This window comes from Yinghuangia sp. YIM S10712 (assembly GCF_051388935.1).
GTDB lineage: Bacteria > Actinomycetota > Actinomycetes > Streptomycetales > Streptomycetaceae > Yinghuangia.
Genome location: NZ_JBPKBI010000001.1, coordinates 40,361 through 63,378 on the forward strand (window position 1 = coordinate 40,361; position 23,018 = coordinate 63,378).

General features: G+C 71.6%; 21 protein-coding genes and 1 tRNA gene. 16 read left to right on the forward strand and 6 right to left on the reverse strand.

Annotated features, from left to right (window positions below; all coding sequences use genetic code 11):
* Positions 1 to 2 precede the first annotated feature (2 nt).
* Positions 3 to 533, reverse strand: coding sequence for an FHA domain-containing protein FhaB/FipA (locus ACRX5W_RS00235; RefSeq protein ID WP_436785807.1), 531 nt, complete (start codon positions 531 to 533; stop codon positions 3 to 5).
* Between the two features lie 10 nt (positions 534 to 543).
* Complete coding sequence (locus tag ACRX5W_RS00240) at positions 544 to 1,473, reverse strand: FhaA domain-containing protein (RefSeq protein WP_436785808.1); 930 nt, start codon at positions 1,471 to 1,473, stop codon at positions 544 to 546.
* A 466-nt stretch (positions 1,474 to 1,939) separates the two neighbouring features.
* On the opposite strand from ACRX5W_RS00240, the gene ACRX5W_RS00245 reads away from it, so the two are divergent.
* Positions 1,940 to 2,023, forward strand: a tRNA-Leu gene (locus ACRX5W_RS00245).
* A gap of 228 nt (positions 2,024 to 2,251) precedes the next feature.
* Positions 2,252 to 2,704 (forward strand): nuclear transport factor 2 family protein, encoded by a 453-nt coding sequence (locus ACRX5W_RS00250; protein ID WP_436785809.1) that lies wholly within the window; start codon positions 2,252 to 2,254, stop codon positions 2,702 to 2,704.
* Positions 2,705 to 2,708: 4 nt separating this feature from the next.
* Here ACRX5W_RS00250 and ACRX5W_RS00255 read toward each other — a convergent pair whose 3' ends face one another.
* On the reverse strand, positions 2,709 to 3,302 hold the full coding sequence (locus ACRX5W_RS00255; RefSeq protein ID WP_436785810.1) for a TetR/AcrR family transcriptional regulator: 594 nt from the start codon (positions 3,300 to 3,302) through the stop codon (positions 2,709 to 2,711).
* An 84-nt stretch (positions 3,303 to 3,386) separates the two neighbouring features.
* Between ACRX5W_RS00255 and ACRX5W_RS00260 the strand changes: the two genes are divergently transcribed.
* Positions 3,387 to 3,797 (forward strand): organic hydroperoxide resistance protein, encoded by a 411-nt coding sequence (locus ACRX5W_RS00260; RefSeq protein ID WP_436785811.1) that lies wholly within the window; start codon positions 3,387 to 3,389, stop codon positions 3,795 to 3,797.
* 233 nt (positions 3,798 to 4,030) lie between these two features.
* Complete coding sequence (locus ACRX5W_RS00265) at positions 4,031 to 5,434, forward strand: DUF2252 domain-containing protein (protein WP_436785812.1); 1,404 nt, start codon at positions 4,031 to 4,033, stop codon at positions 5,432 to 5,434.
* A 13-nt stretch (positions 5,435 to 5,447) separates the two neighbouring features.
* Here the strand turns inward: ACRX5W_RS00265 and ACRX5W_RS00270 are convergent, their stop codons facing one another.
* Both ACRX5W_RS00270 and ACRX5W_RS00275 read right to left on the reverse strand, forming a co-directional pair.
* Positions 5,448 to 9,059, reverse strand: a complete 3,612-nt coding sequence (locus tag ACRX5W_RS00270) for a hydantoinase B/oxoprolinase family protein (RefSeq protein ID WP_436785813.1) — start codon at positions 9,057 to 9,059, stop codon at positions 5,448 to 5,450.
* A 382-nt stretch (positions 9,060 to 9,441) separates the two neighbouring features.
* Complete coding sequence (locus ACRX5W_RS00275; RefSeq protein WP_436785814.1) at positions 9,442 to 10,029, reverse strand: TetR/AcrR family transcriptional regulator; 588 nt, start codon at positions 10,027 to 10,029, stop codon at positions 9,442 to 9,444.
* 195 nt (positions 10,030 to 10,224) lie between these two features.
* Here ACRX5W_RS00275 and ACRX5W_RS00280 point away from each other — a divergent pair, with 195 nt between their 5' ends.
* Together ACRX5W_RS00280 and ACRX5W_RS00285 are read left to right on the forward strand one after the other, a co-directional pair.
* Positions 10,225 to 11,016, forward strand: a complete 792-nt coding sequence (locus tag ACRX5W_RS00280; protein WP_436785815.1) for a hypothetical protein — start codon at positions 10,225 to 10,227, stop codon at positions 11,014 to 11,016.
* Positions 11,017 to 11,180: 164 nt separating this feature from the next.
* Entirely contained in the window at positions 11,181 to 11,510 is a 330-nt protein-coding gene (locus ACRX5W_RS00285) for a rhodanese-like domain-containing protein (RefSeq protein ID WP_436785816.1), read from the forward strand.
* A gap of 48 nt (positions 11,511 to 11,558) precedes the next feature.
* Here the strand turns inward: ACRX5W_RS00285 and ACRX5W_RS00290 are convergent, their stop codons facing one another.
* Positions 11,559 to 11,720, reverse strand: a complete 162-nt coding sequence (locus ACRX5W_RS00290; protein WP_436785817.1) for a hypothetical protein — start codon at positions 11,718 to 11,720, stop codon at positions 11,559 to 11,561.
* 116 nt (positions 11,721 to 11,836) lie between these two features.
* Here ACRX5W_RS00290 and ACRX5W_RS00295 point away from each other — a divergent pair, with 116 nt between their 5' ends.
* The 10 genes from ACRX5W_RS00295 to ACRX5W_RS00340 all read left to right on the forward strand — a co-directional run bounded on the left by ACRX5W_RS00295 (position 11,837) and on the right by ACRX5W_RS00340 (position 22,969).
* On the forward strand, positions 11,837 to 13,483 hold the full coding sequence (locus ACRX5W_RS00295; protein WP_436785818.1) for an AMP-binding protein: 1,647 nt from the start codon (positions 11,837 to 11,839) through the stop codon (positions 13,481 to 13,483).
* Positions 13,484 to 13,649: 166 nt separating this feature from the next.
* Positions 13,650 to 14,360: a DUF5819 family protein gene (locus ACRX5W_RS00300; protein ID WP_436785819.1), complete on the forward strand. Its 711-nt coding sequence runs from the start codon at positions 13,650 to 13,652 to the stop codon at positions 14,358 to 14,360.
* Positions 14,347 to 15,636 (forward strand): HTTM domain-containing protein, encoded by a 1,290-nt coding sequence (locus ACRX5W_RS00305; RefSeq protein WP_436785820.1) that lies wholly within the window; start codon positions 14,347 to 14,349, stop codon positions 15,634 to 15,636. The genes ACRX5W_RS00300 and ACRX5W_RS00305 overlap by 14 nt, the downstream gene beginning before the upstream one ends.
* A 173-nt stretch (positions 15,637 to 15,809) precedes the next feature.
* The gene (locus ACRX5W_RS00310; RefSeq protein WP_436785821.1) at positions 15,810 to 16,553 is read left to right on the forward strand and encodes a TrmH family RNA methyltransferase; all 744 of its coding nucleotides are present in this window, start codon (positions 15,810 to 15,812) and stop codon (positions 16,551 to 16,553) included.
* Positions 16,550 to 17,434: an NTP transferase domain-containing protein gene (locus ACRX5W_RS00315; RefSeq protein ID WP_436785822.1), complete on the forward strand. Its 885-nt coding sequence runs from the start codon at positions 16,550 to 16,552 to the stop codon at positions 17,432 to 17,434. The genes ACRX5W_RS00310 and ACRX5W_RS00315 overlap by 4 nt, the downstream gene beginning before the upstream one ends.
* Entirely contained in the window at positions 17,431 to 18,600 is a 1,170-nt protein-coding gene (locus ACRX5W_RS00320; RefSeq protein ID WP_436785823.1) for a molybdopterin molybdotransferase MoeA, read from the forward strand. The genes ACRX5W_RS00315 and ACRX5W_RS00320 overlap by 4 nt, the downstream gene beginning before the upstream one ends.
* Before the next feature lie 110 nt (positions 18,601 to 18,710).
* Positions 18,711 to 19,769, forward strand: coding sequence for a potassium channel family protein (locus ACRX5W_RS00325; protein ID WP_436786737.1), 1,059 nt, complete (start codon positions 18,711 to 18,713; stop codon positions 19,767 to 19,769).
* Positions 19,770 to 19,836: 67 nt separating this feature from the next.
* Positions 19,837 to 20,820: an NAD(P)H-quinone oxidoreductase gene (locus ACRX5W_RS00330; RefSeq protein ID WP_436785824.1), complete on the forward strand. Its 984-nt coding sequence runs from the start codon at positions 19,837 to 19,839 to the stop codon at positions 20,818 to 20,820.
* Between the two features lie 307 nt (positions 20,821 to 21,127).
* Positions 21,128 to 21,850 carry a hypothetical protein gene (locus ACRX5W_RS00335; protein WP_436785825.1) on the forward strand — a complete coding sequence of 241 codons (723 nt, stop codon included), beginning with the start codon at positions 21,128 to 21,130 and terminating at the stop codon, positions 21,848 to 21,850.
* Between the two features lie 321 nt (positions 21,851 to 22,171).
* Positions 22,172 to 22,969, forward strand: a complete 798-nt coding sequence (locus ACRX5W_RS00340; protein WP_436785826.1) for a hypothetical protein — start codon at positions 22,172 to 22,174, stop codon at positions 22,967 to 22,969.
* Positions 22,970 to 23,018: the final 49 nt, after the last annotated feature.

Genomic DNA, 23,018 nt, shown 5'->3' on the forward strand with positions numbered 1-23,018 from the left:
GGCTACCTGCGCAGCTCGATAACGGTCTTGCCGATGCGGATCGGCGCTCCGAGGGGTACGGGGGTGGGTCCGGTCAAGCGCGTGCGGTCCAGGTAGGTCCCGTTGGTCGACCCCAGGTCCTCGACGATCCACGAGCCGTCCGGAGCCGGGTAGATGCGAGCGTGCCGGCTCGACGCGTAGTCGTCGTCGAGCACGATGGCGGAGTCGTGGGCCCGGCCGATGGTGATCTGCTGGTCGGTCAGATTCATCGTGGTGCCGGTGAGCGACCCCTCGGTGATGACGAGCTTCGACGGGGTGTTGCGCCCGGTGCGGCGCGGCCCACGGCTCTGTTGCGGAGGCGCCTGCTGGGCTGCCGGCGGAGACACCGCGGCGGCGGCGCCCGCGGCCGACGCGGCACCGCGTCGACGCGCCGGGCGGGGGGTGACGCGCGTGCCGAACAGGTCGCTGCGGATCACCTGGACCGCGACGATCACGAACAGCCACAGCACGGCGAGGAAACCCAGCCGCATGACGGTGAGGGTCAGCTCAGACATGCGCCCGATGTCACCCCTCGGTTTGACGGAATACGACAGTGGTACTGCCCAAGACGATTCTCGATCCGTCGCGGAGCGCGGCACGCTGGCAGTGCTGCCCGTCCACGACGATGCCGTTCGTCGATCCCAGGTCGGCGATCGACGGCGGTGGGCCGACGCGGATCTCGGCGTGGTGCCGGGAGACGCTCGGGTCGTCGACCCGCACGTCCGCGTCGGTGCTCCGGCCCAACTTGACGGCCGGGGCGTTCAGATCATGGCGCAAACCGTTGATCTCGACCCAACTGCGCAGCACCGGCGCCCGATACGGCGCCGGAGCCGGACCCGGGGGCGGGCTCGGCGGCCGTGGCGGAAGGCCGCCGGGTGGGCCGCCCATGGGAACGCTCGGAGGCATGCCGCCTTGCTGGTAGGAGGGCGGAGGCTGCTGGAAGTGCGGTGCGGGGCCCTGCGGCGGTCCGCCGTGAGGCCCCGGGGGAGCGTAGCGCGGATCGGCGCCGTACGGCGGCGATCCGCCGGCGGCGACCGCCGCTCCGGCGGGCGGGCCGTAGCCGGGGGCGCCCTGCGACTGGCTGCCGGCGAGGGCTTGGCTGCGGACCCGGTAGAGGCCGGTGTCGAGGTCGTCGGCCTGCTCGAAGTGGACTTCGACGGGCCCGATGAAGGAGTAGCGCTGCTGCTGGGCGTAGTCGCGCACCATGGTGGACAGCTCGGCGCCGAGCTGCTGCGCGTACGGGCTCAGGCGCTCGTAGTCGTGTGAGCCGAGCTCGACGACGAAGTCGTTGGGGACCATCGTGCGGTCCCGGTTCCAGATGGTCGCGTTGCTGTCGCACTCGCGCTTGAGCGCGCTGGCGATCTCGACCGGCTGGACATCCGACTTGAAAGCCTTGGCGAAGGCGCCGTTGACCATGCCCTCAAGTCGTTGTTCGAACTTCTTCAGGACACCCACGGGCACCTCCTTCCTTCAAGCGTCGCCGTCGCCGCGCGGGGCACGGGCGTCCCGGACCGGGCGTGTGCCGGTCCAGGCGGGTCCCACAGTCTGCTCACTGATCGTATCCACGCTCGGGAAACGGCCATGGTTCCCCGTCATGGTCACTGTAGGGAGTGTCGGCCCTCACAAGGATCCCTCCACCCCCGGCCCCCTCGTTCCTGGCTCGCTTGTCGTCGTTTGTGATGTGACCACGTGCGTCTACCCCGTCGGCACACCGACCTATCCGGGCGGCGCAGGTCAAGCATGCCGGAGACGCGGGGGCGGCGGGGATGGGGCAGGGCAAAGAAGAAGGGGTCGCGTACGGTGTGCGCCCTTCCGCCTGGTTTGGCGTCAGCCGGTCGCGCGCTTCGCGAGTGCCGGGGGCCGTCGGCGGGTAAGGATTCGAGTCGCTCCCGGCATCCGTGCTAATCTTCACTCGTTGCTCGCGCGGGTGGCGGAATAGGCAGACGCGCTGGATTCAGGTTCCAGTGCCCGAAAGGGCGTGGGGGTTCAACTCCCCCCTCGCGCACCGCGAGTTGCACCAAGTAAAGGTGCCCCTCACCGGAGACGGAAGTCTCGGGGAGGGGCATTTTTCGTTGTCGGGGCGGGCCTGGCTGGGGGCGGGGTCGTGAGGCTCCGTGTCGCGGCGGCGACTGATGCGTGACTGATTCGGGGGTGGGGGCCGTGTCCGTAGGTTCGGCACGTCGTACCGGCCGGGTGGTCGGTTGGTCCGCATCGTCGTCTGGAGACATGAGCCATGAGTTGGGACAACAGCGCCGCGTCGACTCGTTCCGTGGTGACCGAACTGCTTCGTCGTATCGGTGCCGGAGATGCCGATGCCGTGGCCGAGTTGTACGACGACGCGGCCGACTGGCGGCTGGACTGGCCCGAAGCCGAGCACGGGCGTGCGGAAACGCCGTGGATTCGCCACCGCTCGACGCGGGCGGACGCGGCTGAGCATTTTCGGCAGATCGGTGAGCATCACGTGCCCGAGGCGGCGGCCACCGAGGTCGAACGCATCCTGGTCGACGGCGAACACGCCGTCGTCACCGGTGAGATCCGGCAGACCGCCCGATCGACCGGCAGGGCGTACCGCGCGAGGTTCGCGCTGCATCTGACGGTGGAGAACGGGCTGATCACCCGGCACCACGTCTACGAGGACAGCCTCGCGGTCGCGCGGGCCTTCGCGTCGGGGCCGACGGTCGGCTGAACCGTCAGTCCGCGGCTCGGGGCAGGACGCGTCGCAGGGCGTCCTCGACGGTGGTGCGGATGTCGGCGGGGTCATCGAGGTAGCAGCCCACGGCCAGGCCGTCGCGGAAGAGCATGAGGATGCCTGCGGTCTGGCGCGGGCGGGGGTCACCGGCGGCGGCGAGCAGGTCGGTCAGCAGAGCGCGGAACCACGTGCGATGTTGTGCGACCGCGTCCCGTACCGGGTGGGCGGCGTCCGGGAATTCGGCGGCGGCGTTGATGAACGCGCAGCCGCGGAAGCCTTGTCGGCCGCCGATGTCGACCATGCCCGTGAAGATGCGGACGAGCAGGTCGCGTGGGGACAGGTCTGCCGAGGTCGCGCGGAGCTCTTCGACGGCCTGGCGTTGGATGGCGTACTGCTCGGCGAGGTACGCGTGGACGAGGTCGTCCTTGGCCGGGAAGTGGTGGTAGAAGGTCGCCTTCGCGACGCCGGCCTCGGCGATGATGCGGTCGATGCCCACGGCGTGCACGCCCTCCGCGTAGAAGAGCGTCGTGGCCGTGTCGAGGACGCGGCGACGGGCCGGGCTCTCGCGGCGGTTTGCCGGGATCTTCGCAGGCACTCCTTGACGGTACCAGACAGACCTGTCTAGCCTGCTGCCATTCAGACAGACAGGTCTGTCTGTCTATGCGAGAAGGGGCACCTCATGAGCCTTTACACCGCTGTCGCGACTTCGTCCGGCCGGGACCAGCGCGCGGTCAGCTCCGACGGTCAACTCGACGTCAAGCTCGGCATGCAGAAGGAGCTGGGCGGCGACGGTGTCGGGACCAATCCGGAGCAGCTCTTCGCGGCCGGCTACGCGGCGTGCTTCGCGAGTGCGATGCGGTTGGTGGCAAAGCAGCAGAACGTCGATGCGGGGGACGCGTCGGTCACGGCGGAGGTGTCGCTGAACGCGAACGGCCAAGGGGGCTTCACGCTTGCCGTCACCCTGCGCGTCGAGCTTCCGGACCACCTGTCCGGCGAGGCGGGGCGGGCGCTGCTTGACGCGACGCACCAGGTCTGCCCGTACTCCAACGCCACGCGCGGCAACATCCCCGTCGAGCTCGTCGTCGAGTAGACGGCTCGTCGGAACGCTGGAGCGGTGTCCGCCTGACAGACGTGCGGTCGATCAGGCGGACACCGCTTTCCGTGTTTTGGTGCGGGTGGCCCGTCGATCGTCGTTTTCCGGTGCGGGCACGGCGTGGGGGCCGCCGGTTTCTTTGCGGTGTGCTGGTCGAGGAGCCGGCGGGGTGGCGGTAGTTTCGGGAGGTTCGGGGGGTCGCTGTGGGTGGGGAACTCGGAGGTTGTGGGATGGCGTTCGCCGGCATGCGGGATGAAGAGGACCTGGAGGGGCGGGACTTCGCGGTTCCCGGGTTTCGGGCGCGGGGAGCGGCGAAGGCCCGTGAGGTGGGCAAGGCGCTCCGGAAGGGCTTGTCGAGGGCCGATCATGACCGCTTCGTGCCGGGGGACGACCGGCCGGCGGTGCTCGACGTGGTCGAGCAGGCCAATGAGGGGCGGTTGCCCGAGCTGGTGCCGCTGCGGATCGGCCGGATGGTGGCGACGCCGTTCGCGTTTCTGCGGGGCTCTGCGGGGCTGATGGCGGCCGATCTCGCGAACACTCCGGTGACCGGGGTGCACGCGCAGATCTGCGGTGACGCGCATGCGGGGAACTTCGGGCTGTTCGGCGCGAGCGACGGACGTCTTGTCATGGACGTGAACGACTTCGACGAGACGGTTCGGGGACCGTGGGAGTGGGATCTCAAGCGGCTTGCGGCGAGCTTGGTGGTCGCCGGGCGGGTTGGGGGTGCCGGGGAGGAACTGTGCCGGGCCGCCGCGCGGGATGCCGCGGAGGCGTACCGGAAGACCTTGGTGCTGCTGGCCGGGATGCCGGTGCTTGAGGCGTGGCAGGCGATCGCGGACGAGTCGTTGGTGTGGCACGCGGAGGCGCACGACCTCTCGGGTGTCCTGGAGCGCGTCTCGGCGAAGGCCCACAAGAACACCAGTGCCCGGTTCGCTTCCCGTGCGACGGTCGAACTTGCCGACGGACGGCGGAGGTTCGTACCGGAGCCGCCGGTGCTGACATTGGTCGACGACGCGACGGCCGAGGCGGTGGCGCAGTCGCTCGCCGGGTATGTGGGGACGCTGTCCCCGGAGCGACGGCCGATGTTCGAGCGGTTCGCAGTGGAAGACGTCGCGTTTCGGGTGGTCGGGACCGGGAGCGTGGGGCTGCGCGCGTACGTGGTGATGCTGGAGGGCAGCGGGGACGAGCCGCTGGTGCTTCAGGTGAAGGAAGCGCGAAGGTCGGCGCTCGCACCCGCGCTGGGGCTTGCCGACGAGGAGCACGAAGGCCGCCGGATCGTCATCGGGCAGAAGATCATGCAGGCGGTGACCGACACCCTGCTGGGATGGACGACGGTTGACGGACGTCCTTTCATGGTCCGACAGTTCCGCAACAAGAAGGGCAGCATCGACGCGAGCACGCTGCCCGCGGAACAATTGGACGACTACGCGCGCATGACGGGCGCTCTGCTGGCCCGCGCGCACAGCCACTCGGTGGACCCCAAGCTGCTGGCCGGTTACTGCGGCAAGAGCGAGAAGCTGGACGCGGCGATCGCGGCCTTCGCGGTCGCGTACGCGGATCAGACCGAACGCGACCACGAGGAGCTCGTCGGGGCGGTGAAGGCCGGGCGTCTGCCTGCCGAAACGGGCGTCTGACCGGCCCGACGGCTCACGGGGTGCCGTATCCGCCGCCGCCCGGGGTCTCGATCTCCAGGGTGTCGCCCTGGTCGACCGGGGCCACGTCGCAGCCGGCGAGCGGGACCACGGAGCCGTCCGCGCGGCGGATTCGGTTGCGCCCGATGGCGCCGGGGCTCCCGCCCGCCATGCCGTAGGGCGGGACCCGGCGGTTTTGGGACAGCACGCTGACGGTCATCGGCTCCAGGAAGCGGATGCGGCGAACCGCGCCGTTTCCGCCGCGCGACCGCCCCGCACCGCCGCTGCCGTGCCGGATCGCGAACTCCTCCAGCAGCACCGGGAACCGGTGTTCCAACACCTCCGGGTCGGTCAGGCGCGAGTTGGTCATGTGCGTCTGCACGACCGAGGCGCCGTCGAAGCCGTCGCCCGCGCCCGCGCCGGAGCCGACGGTCTCGTAGTACTGGTGGCGCTCGTTGCCGAAGGTGACGTTGTTCATCGTGCCGGCGCCCTCGGCCTGGACGCCCATCGCTGCGTAGAGCGCGCCGGTGACCGCCTGCGAGGTCTCGACGTTTCCGCCGACGACGGCCGCGGGGAACTCCGGCGCGAGCATCGACGCCGGCGGCACGACGATGTGGAGGGGGCGCAGGCAGCCTTCGTTGAGGGGGATGTCGTCGGCCACCAGCGTGCGGAACACGTACAGGACCGCGGCGGTGACCACCGACGACGGTGCGTTGAGGTTGGTGCCGAGCTGCGCCGACGTGCCGGTGAAGTCGATCGTCGCCGAGCGGTGCGTGCGGTCGACGGTGACGCGTACGGCGATGACGGCGCCCGAGTCGGTCTCGTAGCGGTACGCACCGTCGTCGAGGCCGTCGATGACGCGGCGCACGGCTTCCTCGGCGTTGTCCTGGACGTGCTTCATGTAGGCCTGCACCACGTCGAGTCCGAAGTGGTCGATCATGCGGCCGACTTCCTCCACGCCCTTGGCGTTCGCGGCGATCTGGGCGCGCAGGTCCGCGAGGTTGGCCTCCGGGTTGCGGGACGGGTACGGGGCGTCCGCCAGCAGGCGCAGCGTCTCCTCCTCGCGCAGCCGGCCGCCGTCCACCAGCAGCCAGTTGTCGAGCAGGACGCCTTCCTCCCGGATGTCCCGGCTGTCGGCCGGCATCGAGCCGGGCGTGCGCCCGCCGATCTCCGCGTGGTGTCCGCGTGCGGCGACGAAGAACAGGATGCGGGCGTCCTCCCGCGCGTGGTCCGCGTCGAACACCGGGGTGATCACGGTGATGTCGGGCAGGTGGGTGCCGCCGTGGAAGGGGTCGTTGACCGCGTACACGTCGCCGCGCTTCATGGCGGGGCGGCGGCGGATCACCTCCCCCACGGCCTTGCCCATCGAGCCGAGGTGCACGGGGATGTGCGGGGCGTTGGCGATGAGGTTGCCGTCGGGGTCGAACAGGGCGCAGGAGAAGTCGAGCCGTTCGCGGATGTTGACGGATTGCGCGGTGGACTCCAGGGCCACGCCCATCTGTTCGGCGATCGACATGAACAGGTTGTTGAAGATCTCCAGGAGGACGGGGTCGGCTTCCGTGCCGGCCGCGGTCTCGGCCGGGGCGGAGACGCGTTCGATCCGCAGGTGCCCGTCCCGGGCGAGGGTCGCCCGCCAGCCGTCGTCGACGACGGTGGTCGAGTTGGCCTCGGCGATGATCGCCGGGCCGGTGACGGTTTCGTCCGGGGCCATGGCCTCGCGCCGGTGCAGCGGCGTGTCCCGCCAGGCGCCGCGGGTGTACGTGCGGACGCGGGTCGGCTTCGCCGACGTGTCGGAGTCCTCGCGCAGGTCGCGCAAATCGGGGCGTTCGGTCAGGCCGGTCGCCTCGACGGAGACCGATTCCAGGATCAGCCGGCGGTCCATCAGGAACGAGTACATGCGGCGGTGGAGGCCCTCGAACGCGGGGGTCATGGCCTCCGGGGGCGCGAGGTCGACGGCGAGGGCGGTGTCGGTGCCGTCGTACCGCAGGTGTGCCCTGCGGGTGATCCGGATCATCTCCTCGGGCACGCCCTCGTCGAGGAGTTCGCCGCGGGCCTCGGCCTCCAGCGCGTCGGCGGTGGCGAGGGCCGCGGGCATGGACGCGGTGGTCAGCGGGGCCTCGACGGAGTGCTCGCGCATCGCGGTGGTGTCGGCGAGGCCGATGCCCAACGCGGACAGTACGCCGGCCATCGGCGGCACGAGCACGGTCCGGATGCCCAGGGAGTCGGCGAGGGCGCACGCGTGCTGGCCGCCCGCGCCGCCGAAGGTGGTGAGCGCGTACTCGCTGACGTCGTGGCCCTTCTCGACCGAGATGCGCTTGACGGCGGCGGCGGTGTTCGCCACCGCGACCCGGAGGAATCCCTCGGCGACCTCCTCGGGCGTACGGTCGTCGCCGGTCGCCGCGCGGATCTCGGCGGCCAGGTCGGTGAACAGCCGCCGGACTTCGGCACGGTCGAGCGGCTGGTCTCCTTCGGGGCCGAACACGTGTGGGAAGTGCGCGGGCTGGACGCGGCCGAGCATCACGTTGGCGTCGGTGACGGTCAGCGGCCCGCCGTTGCGGTAGCAGGCGGGGCCGGGATCGGCGCCGGCCGACTCGGGCCCGACGCGGTAGCGTCCCCCGTCGAAGCGAAGGATCGATCCCCCACCCGCCGCCACGGTGTCGATGGCGAGCATCGGGGCGCGCAGGCGCACTCCGGCGACGAGGGTGTGGAAGACCCGCTCGTATTCGCCCACATAATGCGACACATCGGTTGAAGTTCCGCCCATGTCGAAGCCGATGACCTTGTCGAACCCGGCGAGTTCCGACATGCGTGCCATGCCGACGATGCCGCCGGCCGGTCCGGACAGCACGGCGTCCTTGCCCCGGAAGTACCCGGCCTCGGCGAGGCCGCCGTTGGACTGCATGAACATCAGCCGCACGCCCGGCAGTTGCTCGGCGACCTGGGAGACATAGCGCCGCAGAACCGGCGAGAGATAGGAGTCGACCACGGTCGTGTCGCCGCGCGGCACGATCTTCATGAGCGGGCTGACGTCGCTGGAGAGCGAGACCTGCGGGAAGCCGATCGCCCGGGCGAGGGCGCCGATCGCTCTCTCGTGGGCCGGGCTGACGTAGCTGTGCAGGCAGACCACCGCGACCGCACGGATTCCGGCGTCGTACGCCTGCCGCAGCGCGACGGCCGGCGGGCTCCCGTCGCCGAGGTCCGGCTCGCGCAGCACGGTGCCGTCGGCGGCCAGTCGCTCGTCGACCTCGATGACACGCTCGTACAGCGCCTCGGGCAGCACGATGTGCCGGTCGAAGATCCTCGGGCGGTTCTGGTAGCCGATTCGCAGCGCGTCGCGGAATCCCTCCGTGATCACCAGCGCAGTGCGCTCGCCCTTGCGCTCCAGAAGTGCGTTCGTGGCGACGGTGGTGCCCATGCGCACTTGCTCGACCAGTTCGGGGGTGACCGGCTCGCCGTCGCCCAGCCCGAGCAGCTCGCGGATCCCGGCGACCGCCGCGTCGCGGTAGCGGGCGGGGTTTTCGGACAGCAGTTTGTGGGTGACCAGGCGCCCGTCGGGCCGCCGCGCGACGATGTCGGTGAAGGTGCCGCCGCGGTCCACCCAGAACTGCCAGCGCCGACCGGTGGTCACCTGTCCTCCAGATGTCGAACCGCAAACGAAAAGGCGTCCGGCCCGGGCGGCGCGGAGTCGAGCGCGCCGACCGGGCCGGACGGGCCGGGGCGGCCGGCGCGCACGCCGAGGCGCGTCGTCCGGCCACCGCTGTGCCGTGGTCCGCCGTACCGACGAGGTATCCCCCGTATGGCACCCGCGTACGACGATTGCGCCGGCGGAGGTGTCCGCCGGCGCCGCGTCGCCGAGGTGCCACTGCCCGAAGCCCTCGTCGATGTCGGCGGTGAGGTCGATCCTGTACTGCATCCCTGGTTGGTCCTGACGGCCGGTGCCTTCTACGGAGGTGCCGGAACCGGCCGTCGGTGTCGTGCCGTCGTGCTGCCGATCAGTCCGAAAAGCCCGTTCAGGCCTGTTTCGCCGAGGCTATGGACTGCCGGGTGAACTCGACCAGGTGTTCGCGGCGGCGCGCCTTGGCCTGTTCGGAGTCGGTTTCGCCGCCCAGGATGATCCGTGCCATCTGGGGCATCGTGGACTGCCACGCGGCGATGCCGATGAGCGAGAAGAGGAGCTGCGCCACCTCGGGGGAGGGCTGCACGCCGAGGTGTTCGGCGAACTCCTGCAGCTTCACGGCGTAGCTGGTGGCCCGCCGGTCCTCGTCGGGGATGGGCTCGTTCCCGTAGTACAGCGCCTCCCACAGCAGGAGCCGCAGCAACTCGGGGCGTGCGCAGTAGAAGTCGTAGACCTGCGCGACATATTCGGCCGGGTCGTCACTCGGCATCGTGACGACTGCGGTCAGCTCCTGAAGCGACTCGCTCAGGACGTGCTGGAAAAGCTGCTCCTTGTTGCCGAAGTACGCATAAATGCGCTCCTTGTTCACCCCGGCGCGCAGGGCGATGCGGTCGACGCGGGCACCGGCGATGCCGTGTTCGGCAAACTCCGCTCGGGCGGCGTCGAGAAGTTTGGCTCGGGTTCGTGCGGTGTCGGGCGGCATGGCTGGATCTTATCCCCTCTAGCCAACTGCTTGGTTGGATCGACTGGCCAGGGACGGCCTGACCATGCTGCCCTAACACTTAGGCTGGCGTGGGCTGTTGTGCGGGATTTGATCTTCTCGACATCCGACGGGTCAGTGCCCGGGATGCCGACCGCCGTGCCGCAGGGCCGTGTTCGCGACCGGAAGAGGGCAGAGATGGACGAGGGCAACGCACCGGCGATCTGGTCGGATCCGCAGGTGGCGGCCCTGGAGGCGCAGGTCACCACAGTCGAGGCGGGATTGCTGGACGCCGAGGTCGACGTCGCCACGTTGCGTGTCGAACTGGACAATCTCGCGCTCGTGCACCACCGCCGCCTCGGGCCGTTGTACGAGCGGCTCGACGAGTTGGACGCGCTCGTCGCGGAGGCCGTCGCGGCCCGCAGCGGCGACGCGGACGACATCCGCAGGGCCCTGGAGGCCCGGGCGGTCGTGACGCCGATGCCCGACCTCGACGACCTGATGGACGCCTTCACCGCCGGCACGGCCGCGGGCGCCCCCGCCGCCCCGGAGACCGAGGTGCGCCGGGTCAAGCCCAGCGACGAGGCCCGCCGCCTGTACCGCGAGCTGGCCCGCCGCGCACACCCCGACCTCGCGCAGGACGCGGCGGAGAAGGAGCGCCGCGGGGACTTCATCGCGCGCGTGAACTCGGCGTACTCGGCCGGTGACGTGGCGGGGCTGATGGCGCTCGACGAGGAGTGGGCCGCGGGCGGGCCGGAGCGGGTGGTGGAGGCGCCGGACCGACTGGAGTGGCTGCGTACCCGCCTCGCGCTGCTGACGGCACGTCACGCACAGCTTGAGGCCGAGCGGAGCGCGCTGATGGCCGGCCCGATGGGGCAGTTGCTCGCGCTGGCCCCCGACGACCCGGACGGGCTGCTGGAGCACCTGGCCGAGCAGCTTCTCTCCCGGATCGACGAGCGCGAGAAGGAGCTTGCGGGGCTGCTGGCGTAAGGGTCGGCGGGCGTCCCGCACAATGGCTCTTGACGCGGAGCGCGCGCCCCGGCGCCTGCGTGTGGTGCACAACCGCGCTCGTCGCGACACACGTGCGTGCGCCGAGCGCACCGCGACATCCGCATACCCCTCGATCCGAATCGATCCGACGCCACGGAGTTCCCATGCCCCAGACGCCCCCGGCCGTCACCGCCGCCGAGGTCCCCGCCGACGCCTACGTGCTCGATGTCCGAGAGGACGACGAGTGGCAGGCCGGCCACGTCGAGGGTGCCGTGCACATCCCGATGGGCACGCTGATCGGCCGGGTCGACGAGGTCCCCAAGGACCAGCGCGTGTACGTGATGTGCCGCGTCGGCGGACGCTCAGGACAGGTCACGCAGTATCTCGACGCGCACGGTTGGGACGTCGTCAACATCGACGGCGGCATGCTCGCCTGGGAGTCCGCCGGCCGTCCGATGGTCTCCGAGTCGGGTGCGGACCCCTTCGTGGCCTGAGCGAAGCCCGTTTCTTCGAGCCGCGCCGGGCCGTGTCCCCGGCGCGGCTCAGCCGGGTGCTTCGGTGTCCGCCTCGGCGTTCCGGACCCCCACGAACACCACGGTCGCCTCGGGCGGCAACGCGTCGATCGCCGGTACGACCGCACCGAACATCTCGGCGACCGAGGCCGTTGCGGTCGGTGGTGTCGACGCGTGGGGTTCCGGACCCATGTGCGCACTTCCTCTGCTCTGCGCGCGGACCGCGCGTCGACGGCGTATCGGTTGACAAAGTCAATCATGGGCAGCAGTGTCTGACGGAGGATCAGAAACCTTGCGGGGGTGCCGTAATGGTGACGGTCGCCGAACTCGTCCACGCCCAGGTGGGCGACCACCGCACCGGGCTGATGGCCGAGGGCCGGACGTGGACACACGACCGGATCGCCCGTGCCGCTGCCGCGCGTGCCGCCCTGCTGGCCGACCGCCTCCCGGCCGGTGCCGCGCCGCATGTGGGCGTCCTGCTCGACAATGTGCCCGAGTTCCCCATGTGGCTCGAAGGCGCCGCACTCGCCGGAGCGACGCTCGTCGGCGTCAACTCCACACGGCGCGGCGCCGACCTGGCCCGCGACATCACGCACGCCGACTGCTCGATGCTGGTCACCGAGCGCGCGCACCGGCCGCTGTTGGAAGGGCTGGACCTCGGCATACCCGCCGAGCGCGTGCTCGTCGTCGACGACCCGGCGTACGACGAAACCCTCGCGCCCTACCGCGACGCGGCCCTGCCCGGCACCGGACCCGATCCGGCCACGCGCCTGCTCATCGTGTTCACCTCGGGCTCGACCGGTGCCCCCAAGGGCGTCATCTGCTCGCAGGGGCGCCTCGCCGGGGCCGGCACCGCGCTCACCCGGCAGTTCGGCTTCGACCGCGACGGCGTCCACTACCTCTGCATGCCGATGTTCCACGGCAACGCGCTGATGGCGAACTGGGCGCCGGCCTTGCGCGCGAGGGGCGCGGTGGCGCTGCGACGGAGGTTCTCCGCGTCCGGGTTCCTCGACGACGTACGCCGTTTCGGCGCCACCTACTTCACCTACGTCGGCCGGGCGATCTCCTACATCCTGGCCACCCCCGAGCGCCCCGACGACGCCGACAACCCGCTCCGCGACGCCTTCGGCACCGAGGCGGGCAGCGTGGACATGCGCCGCTTCGAGAAGCGCTTCGGGGTGAAGTTGACGGAGGGGTACGGAAGTTCCGAAGGCGGCATGAGCGTCAACCGGAGTCCCGGAACCCCCGACCGGGCCGTGGGCCCGTGTCCCGACGACGCCGCGCTGCTCGACCCGGAAACCGGCGAGGAGTGCCCGCGAGCGGTGTTCGACGATGCCGGGCGGCTCCTCAACGGCGACGAGGCGATCGGCGAACTCGTCAACTTCGGCCCCAGCGGATTCGAGGGCTATTGGCGCAACGCCGACGCCGACCACGTCCGTACACGCGACGGGCGCTACTGGACCGGGGATTGGTTCTACCGCGACAAGGCGGGCTACTTGTACTTCGCCGCGCGCGCGGACGACAAGCTGCGCGTCGACTCCGAGAATCTGTCGGTCGCGACGATCGAGGACATCCTCGCGCGCTTCGCGCCCGTCGAGACCGCCGTGGTGTACGCCGTCCCCGACCCCGTCGCCGGCGACCAGGTGATGGCCGCGCTGCAATTGCGCGCGGGCGCCGGCTTCGCCCCGGACGCCTTCGACGCATTCCTCGCCGCCCAGGACGATCTCGGCACCAAGATGGCACCGCGATTCGTTCGCATCGCCGACCGCGTCCCGGTCACCGCCACCAACAAGGTCGATCGGGTCGGGCTGCGGCGCGAGGGGTTCCGCACCACCGGGCCGATGTGGTGGCGACCGGAATGTGGCGCGGCGTACCGGGAGTTCACGGCGGGCGACCGCATCGCCCTGCTCGCGGTCTACGCGGCACACGGGCGCGAAGGGGAGCTCGACGTCTGATGCGGTGTGTGCGACGCCGTTCACGCCTTGGACACCGGCGGGGGAGGGCCGCGTCACGCGGATGCCGCACGGTGCCGACCAGGTCGGGGGAAGTCCGTCCGATTGCACCTCCGTTTGCCGCACGGAGCAGGTAGCGTGCGGCTGCCGTCAATGATCGGGGAGGGCCATGCCCGCGCAGGACAGCCCGGCTACCGAAGTTGCTGAAGCCGCCGAACTCGCCGAAGGTGCCGAGGGCTCGCCGCCACCGGCGGACGCCTTCGACCCGGAGGACCCCGACGCGCGTTCGCCGCGCGTGCAGATGGCCGCCGCCGCGGTGTCGGTGCTGCTGATCGCGGGGGTCGCGTTCCACCTGCTGTTCGTCTTCCTGCACGTCGCGCCGGAGAACCAGGCGTCGCTCAAGTACCAGGAGCAGACCCGGGAATGGGTCTACCCGGTCTTCGAGCAGAACTGGCACCTGTTCGCCCCCGACCCGCTCAACACCAACATCCGGGTCAACGCGCGGGTCCAATACCGCGCGGCGGACGGCACCGTGACCACGTCGCCGTGGGCCGACCTGACCGGCGACGACGTCGCACACATCCGCGGCAACCCGTTCCCGAGCAAGGCGGACCAGAACCTGCTGCGCCGGGCCTGGGAGTTCTACGACAGCTCGCACGACGACGACGGCAGCCGCACGACCGACCGGGCGGACCTTGCCGAGGAGTATCTGCGCCGCATCGTCGTCAAGCGCATGCAGGCCGAGGGCCGCGCGGACGGAATAGTCGCGGTGCAACTACGCGCGGTGTTCGCGCCCATCGGCGCGCCCGATGCCGTGCCGTCGGAGCCGACAACGCGCGAACTCGGCTGGTGGGAGACGAGGCCCGATGACTTCCGTTGATTCCACGCCCGAATCCACGCCCGAATCGGCACCGGACTTCGCACCGAGACCCGCGCCGATGCCCGAGGTCCCGCGCCAGGTCGCGCGAACCGGGTCCAAGCCGGCCGACGCTCCCGCCCGACCGCCCCTCGACATCCGCATCGCCGAAGCGGTGGTCGCGTTCTTCGCGCGGCTGAGCGGCCGTCCGCGCGGCACCTACCAGGCGGCGCTGCTGCGGATCGGCTTCGGCGCGGTCTTCCTCGCCTCGTTGGTGCGGGAGTTCCTGAACCGCCGGGAGATCTGGGGCGACGAGTCGCCGTGGTCCAACGACATGGCACGGCGCCTGCTGAGCGGCATCGACGGATTCAGCGTCCTGTTGGTCCGTGACGACCGCTGGTGGTTCGAGCTGATGTACGTGCTCGCCATCGCGGTGACGGCCTTGTTCGTGCTCGGTTGGCACACGCGTGCGATGAGCGTGCTGTTCTGCCTCATGGTCGTGTCGTTCAACAGCCGTTCGCTGCTGATGACCGACGGCGGCGACACCGTGCTCACGCTGATGAGCTTCTACCTGATGTTCACGGCCTGCGGGCGCGTGTGGTCGCTGGACGCCCGCCGGCTGCGTCGTACGGGCGGGTCGCGCTCACCCGGACCGGGCCAGGAGGGCGGCGTGTTCGTCGCGCTCGTCGCGGCGGTCGCGGTCGGGCTCGTGCTGCCGTGGTGGCTGTCGCTGCTCGGTGCCGCGCTGGTGTTGACCGGGATGTGGCGCCTGCCGCGCGAACTGGAACAACTGCGCGCCGCGGTGGTCGCCGCGGCACACCACTGCGCGCTGTTCGTCATCGCCGCACAGGTGTGCGTCGTCTACGCGGCGGCCGGGATGCTCAAGGTCCAGGGCGAGACGTGGCAGAACGGCACCGCCTTGCACTACGCGCTCAACATCGAGTACTTCCAGCCGTGGCCGTGGCTGTCGGACCTCGCCGACGGCGGCCCCGTCGCCGCGACGGCCCTCGCGTACCTCACGGTGTTCAGCCAGGTCGGCTTCGTCTTCCTGGTGTTCGCCAAGCGTGTCAAGTACGTCGTCATCGCGATCATGGTCGCGATGCACATGGGCATCGCCGTGCTGCTGGGCCTGCCGGCGTTCTCGGCGTCGATGGCACTCGGCGACCTGATTTTCCTGCCCACGGCGTTCCTGCTGTACGCAAGGTCGCTCGGCGGCAGACTCGTCCGTTCACGCGCGCGAGGCGGCGGCGGAAAACCCGGGACAGGGGCGGCAGCGGCGGAAGGCGCCGGACGCCCCTAGTGCGGTGGCCACAAACGTTCACCGGTTCTCGCCGCCCGGACACCGCACCTCGCGGCGTTGCAGGACCTCGCGAGTACGACCGAGTACGAGCTTCGGCCCTGCGCCTTGCGGTGCACGGCACCGGACGACGAGAACCGGCAAACCTTTGTGGCCACCGCACTAGGCTCACTCCCATGGCGACGGAGATCGAACAGCGGTGGCGCGCGGCGGTGCCCGGTGCGGTGTTGCTGGACGGGTTCCACGCCCTCAAGCACGCCGTGCGCTTCGGCGCCGACGTGCGCGTGGTGGTCGCCGCCGACCGTAAAGCCGCGCTGGCGATGGCCGAGGAGCTGTCCGGCGACATCACCGACCGGCTGGACGCGCTGATCACGGAGGTGCCGGAGGAAACCCTCGGCAGGCTGGTCCCGCGCGTCCACCCCACCGGGATCGCGGCGCTCGCGGGCCTCCCGGCGTCCGACGCGGTCCGTGCGGCGTTCGACCGCACGCCGCGCCCGGCGCCCGTCGTGGTGTTGGAGAACCCGCGGAATCTCGGCAACGTCGGGGCCGTGATCCGGCTCGCCGCGGGCTTCGGCGTCACGGGCGTCGCCACGACCGGAACGATGGACCCTTGGCACGCCAACGTCGTCCGCGGCAGCGCAGGCCTCCACTTCGCCACCGCGGTCGCGCGATTCGACCCCGACGAGCTGCCCGCCGGCCCGGTGCACGTGCTGGATCCGCACGGCGAGGACCTGCGCGCTGTGCACGTCCCCGACGATGCCGTGCTGGTGTTCGGCTCGGAGCGGCACGGCCTCTCGCCCGCGATGCGGGCGCGCGCGGTCCGGCGGTTCGCGGTGCCGATGCAGCCCGGCGTGTCCAGCTTCAACCTCGCCACGACCGTGGCCATGGCCCTGTTCCGCTGGTCGCAGGAGCGGCTGTGACCGCCGGGCGCGCGACGCGGGCCCCGGCGCGGCGCGGGGAGCCCCACGACGCCGTGATCCTCGCCGGCGGAGCCGCCCGGCGCCTGGGGGGACGCGACAAACCCGCGCTGACGGTCGGCGGCCGGACACTGCTCGACCGCGCGGTCGAGGCCTGTGCGGGCGCGCGCCGCGTGGTCGTCGTCGGTCCGGAGCGGACGACCCGGGAGCCGGTGACCTGGGTCCGCGAGGACCCGCCGGGCGGCGGCCCGGTGGCCGCGCTCGCGGCGGGTCTCGCCGAGGTCGAGGCCCGCGTCGTGGTGGTCCTGGCCGCCGACCTGCCGTTCGTGACCCAGGCGGTGACAGGGCTTTTGTTGACGGCCGCCGAAGGGTCACCGGCGACGCCCGCACGTGACGGCGCCCTGCTCGTCGACGCCGACGGGCGCGACCAGCCGCTGCTGGCCGCCTACCGTACGACCGCGCTTCGTGCCGCGCTCGACGCCGTCGGAAACCCGCACGGCGCGGCGCTGCGGCGCCTGGTCGCGCCGCTCGACCTGCTCCGGGTGGCCGACCCGGCGCTGGCGGCCTTCGACTGTGACACCTGGCCCCAGCTACGCGCGGCCAGAGCCCGATCCGGGAGGATGGAAGACGTGCTGGAGGACTGGATCGAGGCCGTCAAGGCCGAACTCGGCGTGGAACTCGACGTCGACATCGCCGCGTTGCTCGACATGACCAAGGTCGCGGCGCACAACGTCGTACGCCCCGCCGCGCCGCTCACCGCGTTCCTGGTCGGCTACGCGGCGGCCCGAGCGGGCGGCGGCGAGGCGGCCGTCGCCGACGCGCTGCGCAAGGCCGAGGCCCTGGCGGCCGCTTATCGGCGACCGGATCCGGACACCGAGCAGTGACCCCCGGGCACAGCCTCCCATGGCCAGACGCACGGGCGAGGGCACGCGCGGCCGGCCGCCCGCTGCCCACGGTGTCGCGCACGCTGCACCACGCTCGCGACCACGTGCTGGCGCGGCCGTTGACCGCGCTCACCGACCTCCCGCCGTTCGACACGTCGGCGATGGACGGCTGGGCCGTCGCGGGGCCGGGCCCCTGGCGGGTGCGCGGTCGCGTGCTGGCCGGCGACGACTCCGACGCGGTCGGCACGCTCGCGGACGGCGAGGCGGTGGAGATCGCCACCGGGGCGCGGCTGCCGCGCGGCGCGACCGGCGTGCTGCGCAGCGAGCGCAGCAAGGTCGACGACCGGTTGCTGTTCGGCGACGCGCAGCAGGGCGGCGACGTGCGTCCGCAGGGCCAGGAGTGCCGCTCCGGGGACGAGCTGCTGCCGGCCGGCACGGTGGTGACGCCGGGTGTGGCCGGACTCGCCGCGGCTGCCGGGTACGACGAGTTGATCGTGATCGACCGTCCCCGCGTCGACGTGCTTGTGCTCGGCGACGAGCTTCTGGAGGCCGGTCCGCCGCGCGACGGCCGGGTGCGGGACGCCCTCGGCCCCCTGCTGACGCCATGGCTGCGGGCGCTGGGCGCCGACGTGCGGCGCGTGCGCCGGATCGGCGACGACCTGCCCGCGCTCCGCCTCGCGGTGGAGTCCTCGCAGGCGGACGTCGTCATCACCACCGGCGGGACGGCCGGCGGCCCCGTCGACCACGTGCATCCGCTCCTGCACGACCTGCGCGCCGAACTTCTGGTCGACGGTGTCGCCGTGCGACCGGGGCATCCGATGGCGCTCGCACACCTGCCGGGCCCTCGGCCGGGGGCCGGCAGGTTCCTGGTCGCGCTTCCCGGCAATCCGCTGGCCGCGGTGTCGGGCATGCTCACACTCGCGGTGCCGCTGCTGCGCCGCCTGTCGGGGCGTCCCGCCGAGCGCTCGCGCCGGGTCCGGGTGGCTGCCGCGGTCACCGGGCATCCGCGCGACACCCGGATCGTGCCGCTGACGGGAGACGTGCCGCTGCATTTCTCGGGGCCCGCGATGCTGCGCGGCTTCGCGGTCGCGGACGGCATGGCCGTGGTGCCACCCGGCGGTCTGCGCGCGGGCGACCGCGCCGAAGTTCTGCGGGTGCCGCGATGAAGACGGTGCGTCTGCCGGACGAGCAGCCCTCGGACCGCCGGGGACCGATGGGGGCTTTGGCGCGTCCGCTGCCGCGGGCCGGCCGGCGGAGGCCGATCGACAACCCGCCCATGGTCGGGCCGGGCGCCGAGGCGATCAGCATTCCCCGCGACCGGCCGGGTCCGCTGCACCAGGTGCTGCGCCGCTTCGCGATGGCGCTCGGCGTGCTGTTCCTGACGATCGTGATCGTCTATCTCGACCGCGACGGCTACAAGGACAACACCGGCACCACGCTGTCGTTCCTCGACGCCGCGTACTACGCGACGGTGACGCTGTCGACGACCGGTTACGGCGACATCGTCCCGGCGAGCGAATCCGCTCGGCTGGTCAACATCCTGGTCGTCACGCCGCTGCGCGTGATGTTCCTGATCATCCTGGTCGGCACCACCCTCGAAGTCCTCACCGAACGCACCCGGGAGCAGTGGCGGCTGTCCCGCTGGAGGTCCACGTTGCGCGACCACACAGTCGTCGTCGGGTACGGCACCACGGGCTACAGCGCGATCCACACGCTGCTCGCGCAGGGGGTGCCGAAGGAGCGCATCGTGGTCGTCGACGCGGACCAGGAGGCGGCGGCGTACGCGTCGGAGCAGGACGGGCTGGTCGTGGTGACCGGCGACGCGACGCGCGCCGAGGTGCTGCGCCGGGCCGAGTTCGAGCGGGCCCGCAACCTGATCGTCTCGGTCAACCGCGACGACACCGCCGCGCTGGTCACCCTGACGGGCCGTCAGCTCAATCGGCGGGCGTGGATCGTGGTGGCGGTGCGCGAGGACGAGAACTCGCCGCTGATCCGGCAGAGCGGCGCGGACTCGGTCGTGACCACCGCGAGTGCGGCGGGGCGCCTGCTGGGCGTGTCGATGCTCAGCCCCAACGTCGGCGAGGTCGTCGAGGACCTGCTGCACTACGGCTCGGGCATGGATCTGATCGAACGGCCGGTCGACAAAAGAGAAGCCGGCAAGTCGCCGGCGCAGTGCCGGGACCTCGTGGTCGCGGTGGTGCGCGGTCACCGCATGCTGCGGCACGACGACCCGGAGGTGTCCAAGCTGGCCGCGGGCGACCGGCTCGTGGTGATCCGCAGCGTCGGCGAGCCGAACTCCGGGGCGTCCCGGCCCCGGCCGGGAACCGGGGCGTGAGCCGGCGCACGGGAATTGACGGGTGACGAGGAACCGGTCACCGGAACGACGAGAGGGAGCAAGGCCGTTGTACGCGATCACGATCGGAAGCCCGGGTGGGCCCGAGGTGCTGACCTGGACCGAGGTACCGGACGAGGAGCCGGGGCCGGGCGAGGTGTTGGTCGAGGTGGCGGCCACGGCGGTCAACCGTGCCGACCTGATGCAGCGGCAGGGCTTCTACGCGCCGCCGCCGGGTGCGTCGGAGTATCCGGGCCTGGAGGCGTCGGGTCGGATCGTGAAGCTCGGTGCCGGAGTCGCCGGCTGGGGGGTCGGCGACGAGGTGTGCGCGCTGCTTGCGGGCGGCGGTTATGCGCAGTATGTCCGTGTTCCTGTGGGTCAGTTGCTCCCGGTGCCGGACGGTGTCGGCGTGGTGGAGGCCGCGGCGCTGCCCGAGGTGACCGCGACGGTGTGGTCGAACGTCTTCATGGTCGCGCACCTGCGTCCGGGCGAATCGTTTTTGGTGCACGGCGGGTCCAGCGGCGTGGGCACGATGGCGATCCAGTTGGCGCGCGCGGTCGGCGCGAAGATCTTCACCACCGCGGGGAGCGCGGAGAAGCTCGACCGCTGCCGTGCCCTGGGCGCCGACGTCGCGATCGACTACCGCAACGAGGACTTCGTGGCGCGGATCGCCGAGGAGACGGGCGGCGCGGGCGTCGACGTGATCCTGGACAACATGGGCGCCAAGTATCTTGCGCGCAATGTCGACGCACTCGCCGTCAACGGCCGCCTCGTCGTCATCGGCCTCCAGGGTGGCCGCAAGGCCGAGATCGACCTGAACAAGCTCCTCACCAAGCGTGCGGCGCTCGCGGCGACGTCGCTGCGGGCGCGTCCGCTCGCCGAGAAGACGGCGATCGTCGCGGCGGTACGCGAGCACGTGTGGCCGCTGATCGCCGCAGACCGCGTGCGGCCGGTCGTGGACCGGAAGCTGCCGATCACGGAGGCGGTCGAGGCGCACCGTCTCGTCGAGTCCAGCGCGCACATCGGCAAGGTCATCTTGACGGTCGGGGCCTGACGCCGGGGCCTTCGTCCCTGCCGGGGCCGGCGCGGCCCCGGCAGGCCTCGCGAGTGGCGGCAGGCCGCGCCGACGTCGGCCCCGGTGGTCCCGAAGCGCCGCCTCGCGGATGCGTCCGGCCGCGCTCGGCGGCCTGCCCACCGCGCCGGGGCTGCGAACGTGTGACCGAGTGCGCTGCATCGATCGGGTGATCTTGGATGGCCGAATCCCGGCTGTGCAATGCCCCTTATTGAATGACTAGTCCGATTTTTCTAGGCTTCCGTCACCGCCGGTACGTTCCGGTTTCGGAAGCGCTGGAAGGGTCGCTGTGCGCAAGCCATATCCGACACGGATCCGCACCGTCCTGGCGTGCCTCGCGTTCACCGCCCTCGTCGCCCCCCTCGCCGCCTCGACAGCCGCTCCCGGCGCCGCGACCGGGGCCGCCGTGCCGGAGCCCGCGCCGTCGTCCGCGGTCCCCACGGCGATCGGCGTCGGCGACATCGCACCCCGTGCCGACCCGCCCGACCTGGTGCCGGATCCCGACCCGAACCGGTCGGACGCGCCTGGGCAGTCGCCGCTCGGCCACGCCATCCCGCAGCGTCCCGCCGGTTCCGCGCCCAGCCGTGAGGAGCGCGACGCGCTGCTGGCCAAGGTCGCGCCGTACGGCATCGTGCCGGTGCCGGACGCCGCCGGGGCGCCCGCGCTGACCGCCGACCGCGAACTCGTGCTGTCGGGCGGCCCGGACGGGATCGACGCGCTGCGCGCGGCCGGGCTCGAAGTTCTTCCCGGTCCGCGCCCCGGCGTGAGCGCCGTGCGCTCCGGCGGACGCCTGCTCGCGTGGTATCTCGACGACAGTGCGCTTGCTTCAACGCAGCCCCCGGTTTTCCCTCCCGCCCCGGAGCCGTCCGCGGTCCCGTCGCCGCCGCCGACGGGACTGCCCGACACGGGCACGGGTGCGGCAGTGCCGATCGGTCTCGTGGGCCTGCTGTTCATCCTCGCCGGTGCGGCGGTCGTGTACGTCACCGCCGCTTGTCGGCCCCGCCGAGGCTGATTGCGCGTTCGTCGCGGATGCCGAAACCATCCGTGCGCCAGGGGTGGTGACGAACCGTCACCTCGAAGGCCCGGGCTGTCACGGCTCGCCGGACGCGGCGGAGGTGCCGCCATGACACGTCCGAGCGGGGGGTAGCGTCCGGAACGCGGGGTGTCTGGTGCGCGTCCCGAGAACAGTGCAGTCTCATCAAGGCGGTCACATCGGAGACGTCGGCACCGGATTCGCGATAGTTTCCGGCAGTGCCGCCGCGCCCCCAGCCGTGGGCTGGGACGCGCCCCCTAGCCGGCAGGGGGCAGGACCACGGGCGGGAAGGGAGGCCGGATGCGCACAATCCGTGCCTTCATCCGGCGCGTTCCGATCGGCCCGGTGGTGATTGCGCTTCTCATGGTGGGCGTTCTCACCCTGGTGAACTTCTACGGCTCGCAAGGCGGCACCGAGCACGCCGCGCCCTCCGAGCCGGTCGGCATCCCGCCGCAGCTCCCGGCCCAGGAACAGGGCTCGCCCACACCGTCGGAACCGTCCGCCACACCCCCCGCACAGCTCGCGCCGACGCCCGCACCGGCCGTCGCGACACCGGAACCGGGCGTGCGGACCACCGATCCTGTGCCGTCGACACGCGCGCCCACCCCGGCGCCGACCACGCCTCGCCAGGACCCCCCGGCGACCGTGACCGTGTTCCCCGACGCGCCGGCTCCCGCGAACCCGCCGCAGAGCGACGGCGGTTCGAACCCGCAGGGTGGGGACGACGGTCGGCCGGGCGAAATTTACACCACGGCGCCGCTCAAGGTGGTCGGCGTCATGCTGACCGGCAGCCGCGGCACGGGCGCACATGTCCGGTGCAACGGCCGCGACGAAATCATGATCACCGCGACCGTGCTCGTCGACGGCGGCGAGGGCGACGTCGTGTACCAGTGGTACTTCGACGACGTGCGCTCGTGGCCCCCGGACCAACTGCACTTCACCGGCGACGGGAAGCGGCAGCAGAGCCTCACGATCCCGTGGCCGGTCGGCATTCTGTACAGCGGTGCGCGGATCAAGGCCACCGTGCAGCTTCGGATACTGCAACCGGCGGTCAACGCGCAGACGCACAGAATCAACATCGATCTCATCTGCATCTGAGCCCCGGGCACGCGGCCTGTCGCCCGAACCCGGCTTCCTCCGCAAGACG

Excerpts from the sequence above, each read along its gene's own strand:
- ACRX5W_RS00235 (WP_436785807.1), bottom strand. The coding sequence starts at position 533 with ATGTCTGAGCTGACCCTCACCGTCATGCGGCTGGGTTTCCTCGCCGTG.
- ACRX5W_RS00250 (WP_436785809.1), top strand. The coding sequence starts at position 2,252 with ATGAGTTGGGACAACAGCGCCGCGTCGACTCGTTCCGTGGTGACCGAA.
- ACRX5W_RS00260 (WP_436785811.1), top strand. The coding sequence starts at position 3,387 with ATGAGCCTTTACACCGCTGTCGCGACTTCGTCCGGCCGGGACCAGCGC.
- ACRX5W_RS00265 (WP_436785812.1), top strand. The coding sequence starts at position 4,031 with ATGGCGTTCGCCGGCATGCGGGATGAAGAGGACCTGGAGGGGCGGGAC.
- ACRX5W_RS00275 (WP_436785814.1), bottom strand. The coding sequence starts at position 10,029 with ATGCCGCCCGACACCGCACGAACCCGAGCCAAACTTCTCGACGCCGCC.
- ACRX5W_RS00280 (WP_436785815.1), top strand. The coding sequence starts at position 10,225 with ATGGACGAGGGCAACGCACCGGCGATCTGGTCGGATCCGCAGGTGGCG.
- ACRX5W_RS00285 (WP_436785816.1), top strand. The coding sequence starts at position 11,181 with ATGCCCCAGACGCCCCCGGCCGTCACCGCCGCCGAGGTCCCCGCCGAC.
- ACRX5W_RS00290 (WP_436785817.1), bottom strand. The coding sequence starts at position 11,720 with ATGGGTCCGGAACCCCACGCGTCGACACCACCGACCGCAACGGCCTCG.
- ACRX5W_RS00295 (WP_436785818.1), top strand. The coding sequence starts at position 11,837 with ATGGTGACGGTCGCCGAACTCGTCCACGCCCAGGTGGGCGACCACCGC.
- ACRX5W_RS00300 (WP_436785819.1), top strand. The coding sequence starts at position 13,650 with ATGCCCGCGCAGGACAGCCCGGCTACCGAAGTTGCTGAAGCCGCCGAA.
- ACRX5W_RS00305 (WP_436785820.1), top strand. The coding sequence starts at position 14,347 with ATGACTTCCGTTGATTCCACGCCCGAATCCACGCCCGAATCGGCACCG.
- ACRX5W_RS00310 (WP_436785821.1), top strand. The coding sequence starts at position 15,810 with ATGGCGACGGAGATCGAACAGCGGTGGCGCGCGGCGGTGCCCGGTGCG.
- ACRX5W_RS00325 (WP_436786737.1), top strand. The coding sequence starts at position 18,711 with ATGGTCGGGCCGGGCGCCGAGGCGATCAGCATTCCCCGCGACCGGCCG.
- ACRX5W_RS00340 (WP_436785826.1), top strand. The coding sequence starts at position 22,172 with ATGCGCACAATCCGTGCCTTCATCCGGCGCGTTCCGATCGGCCCGGTG.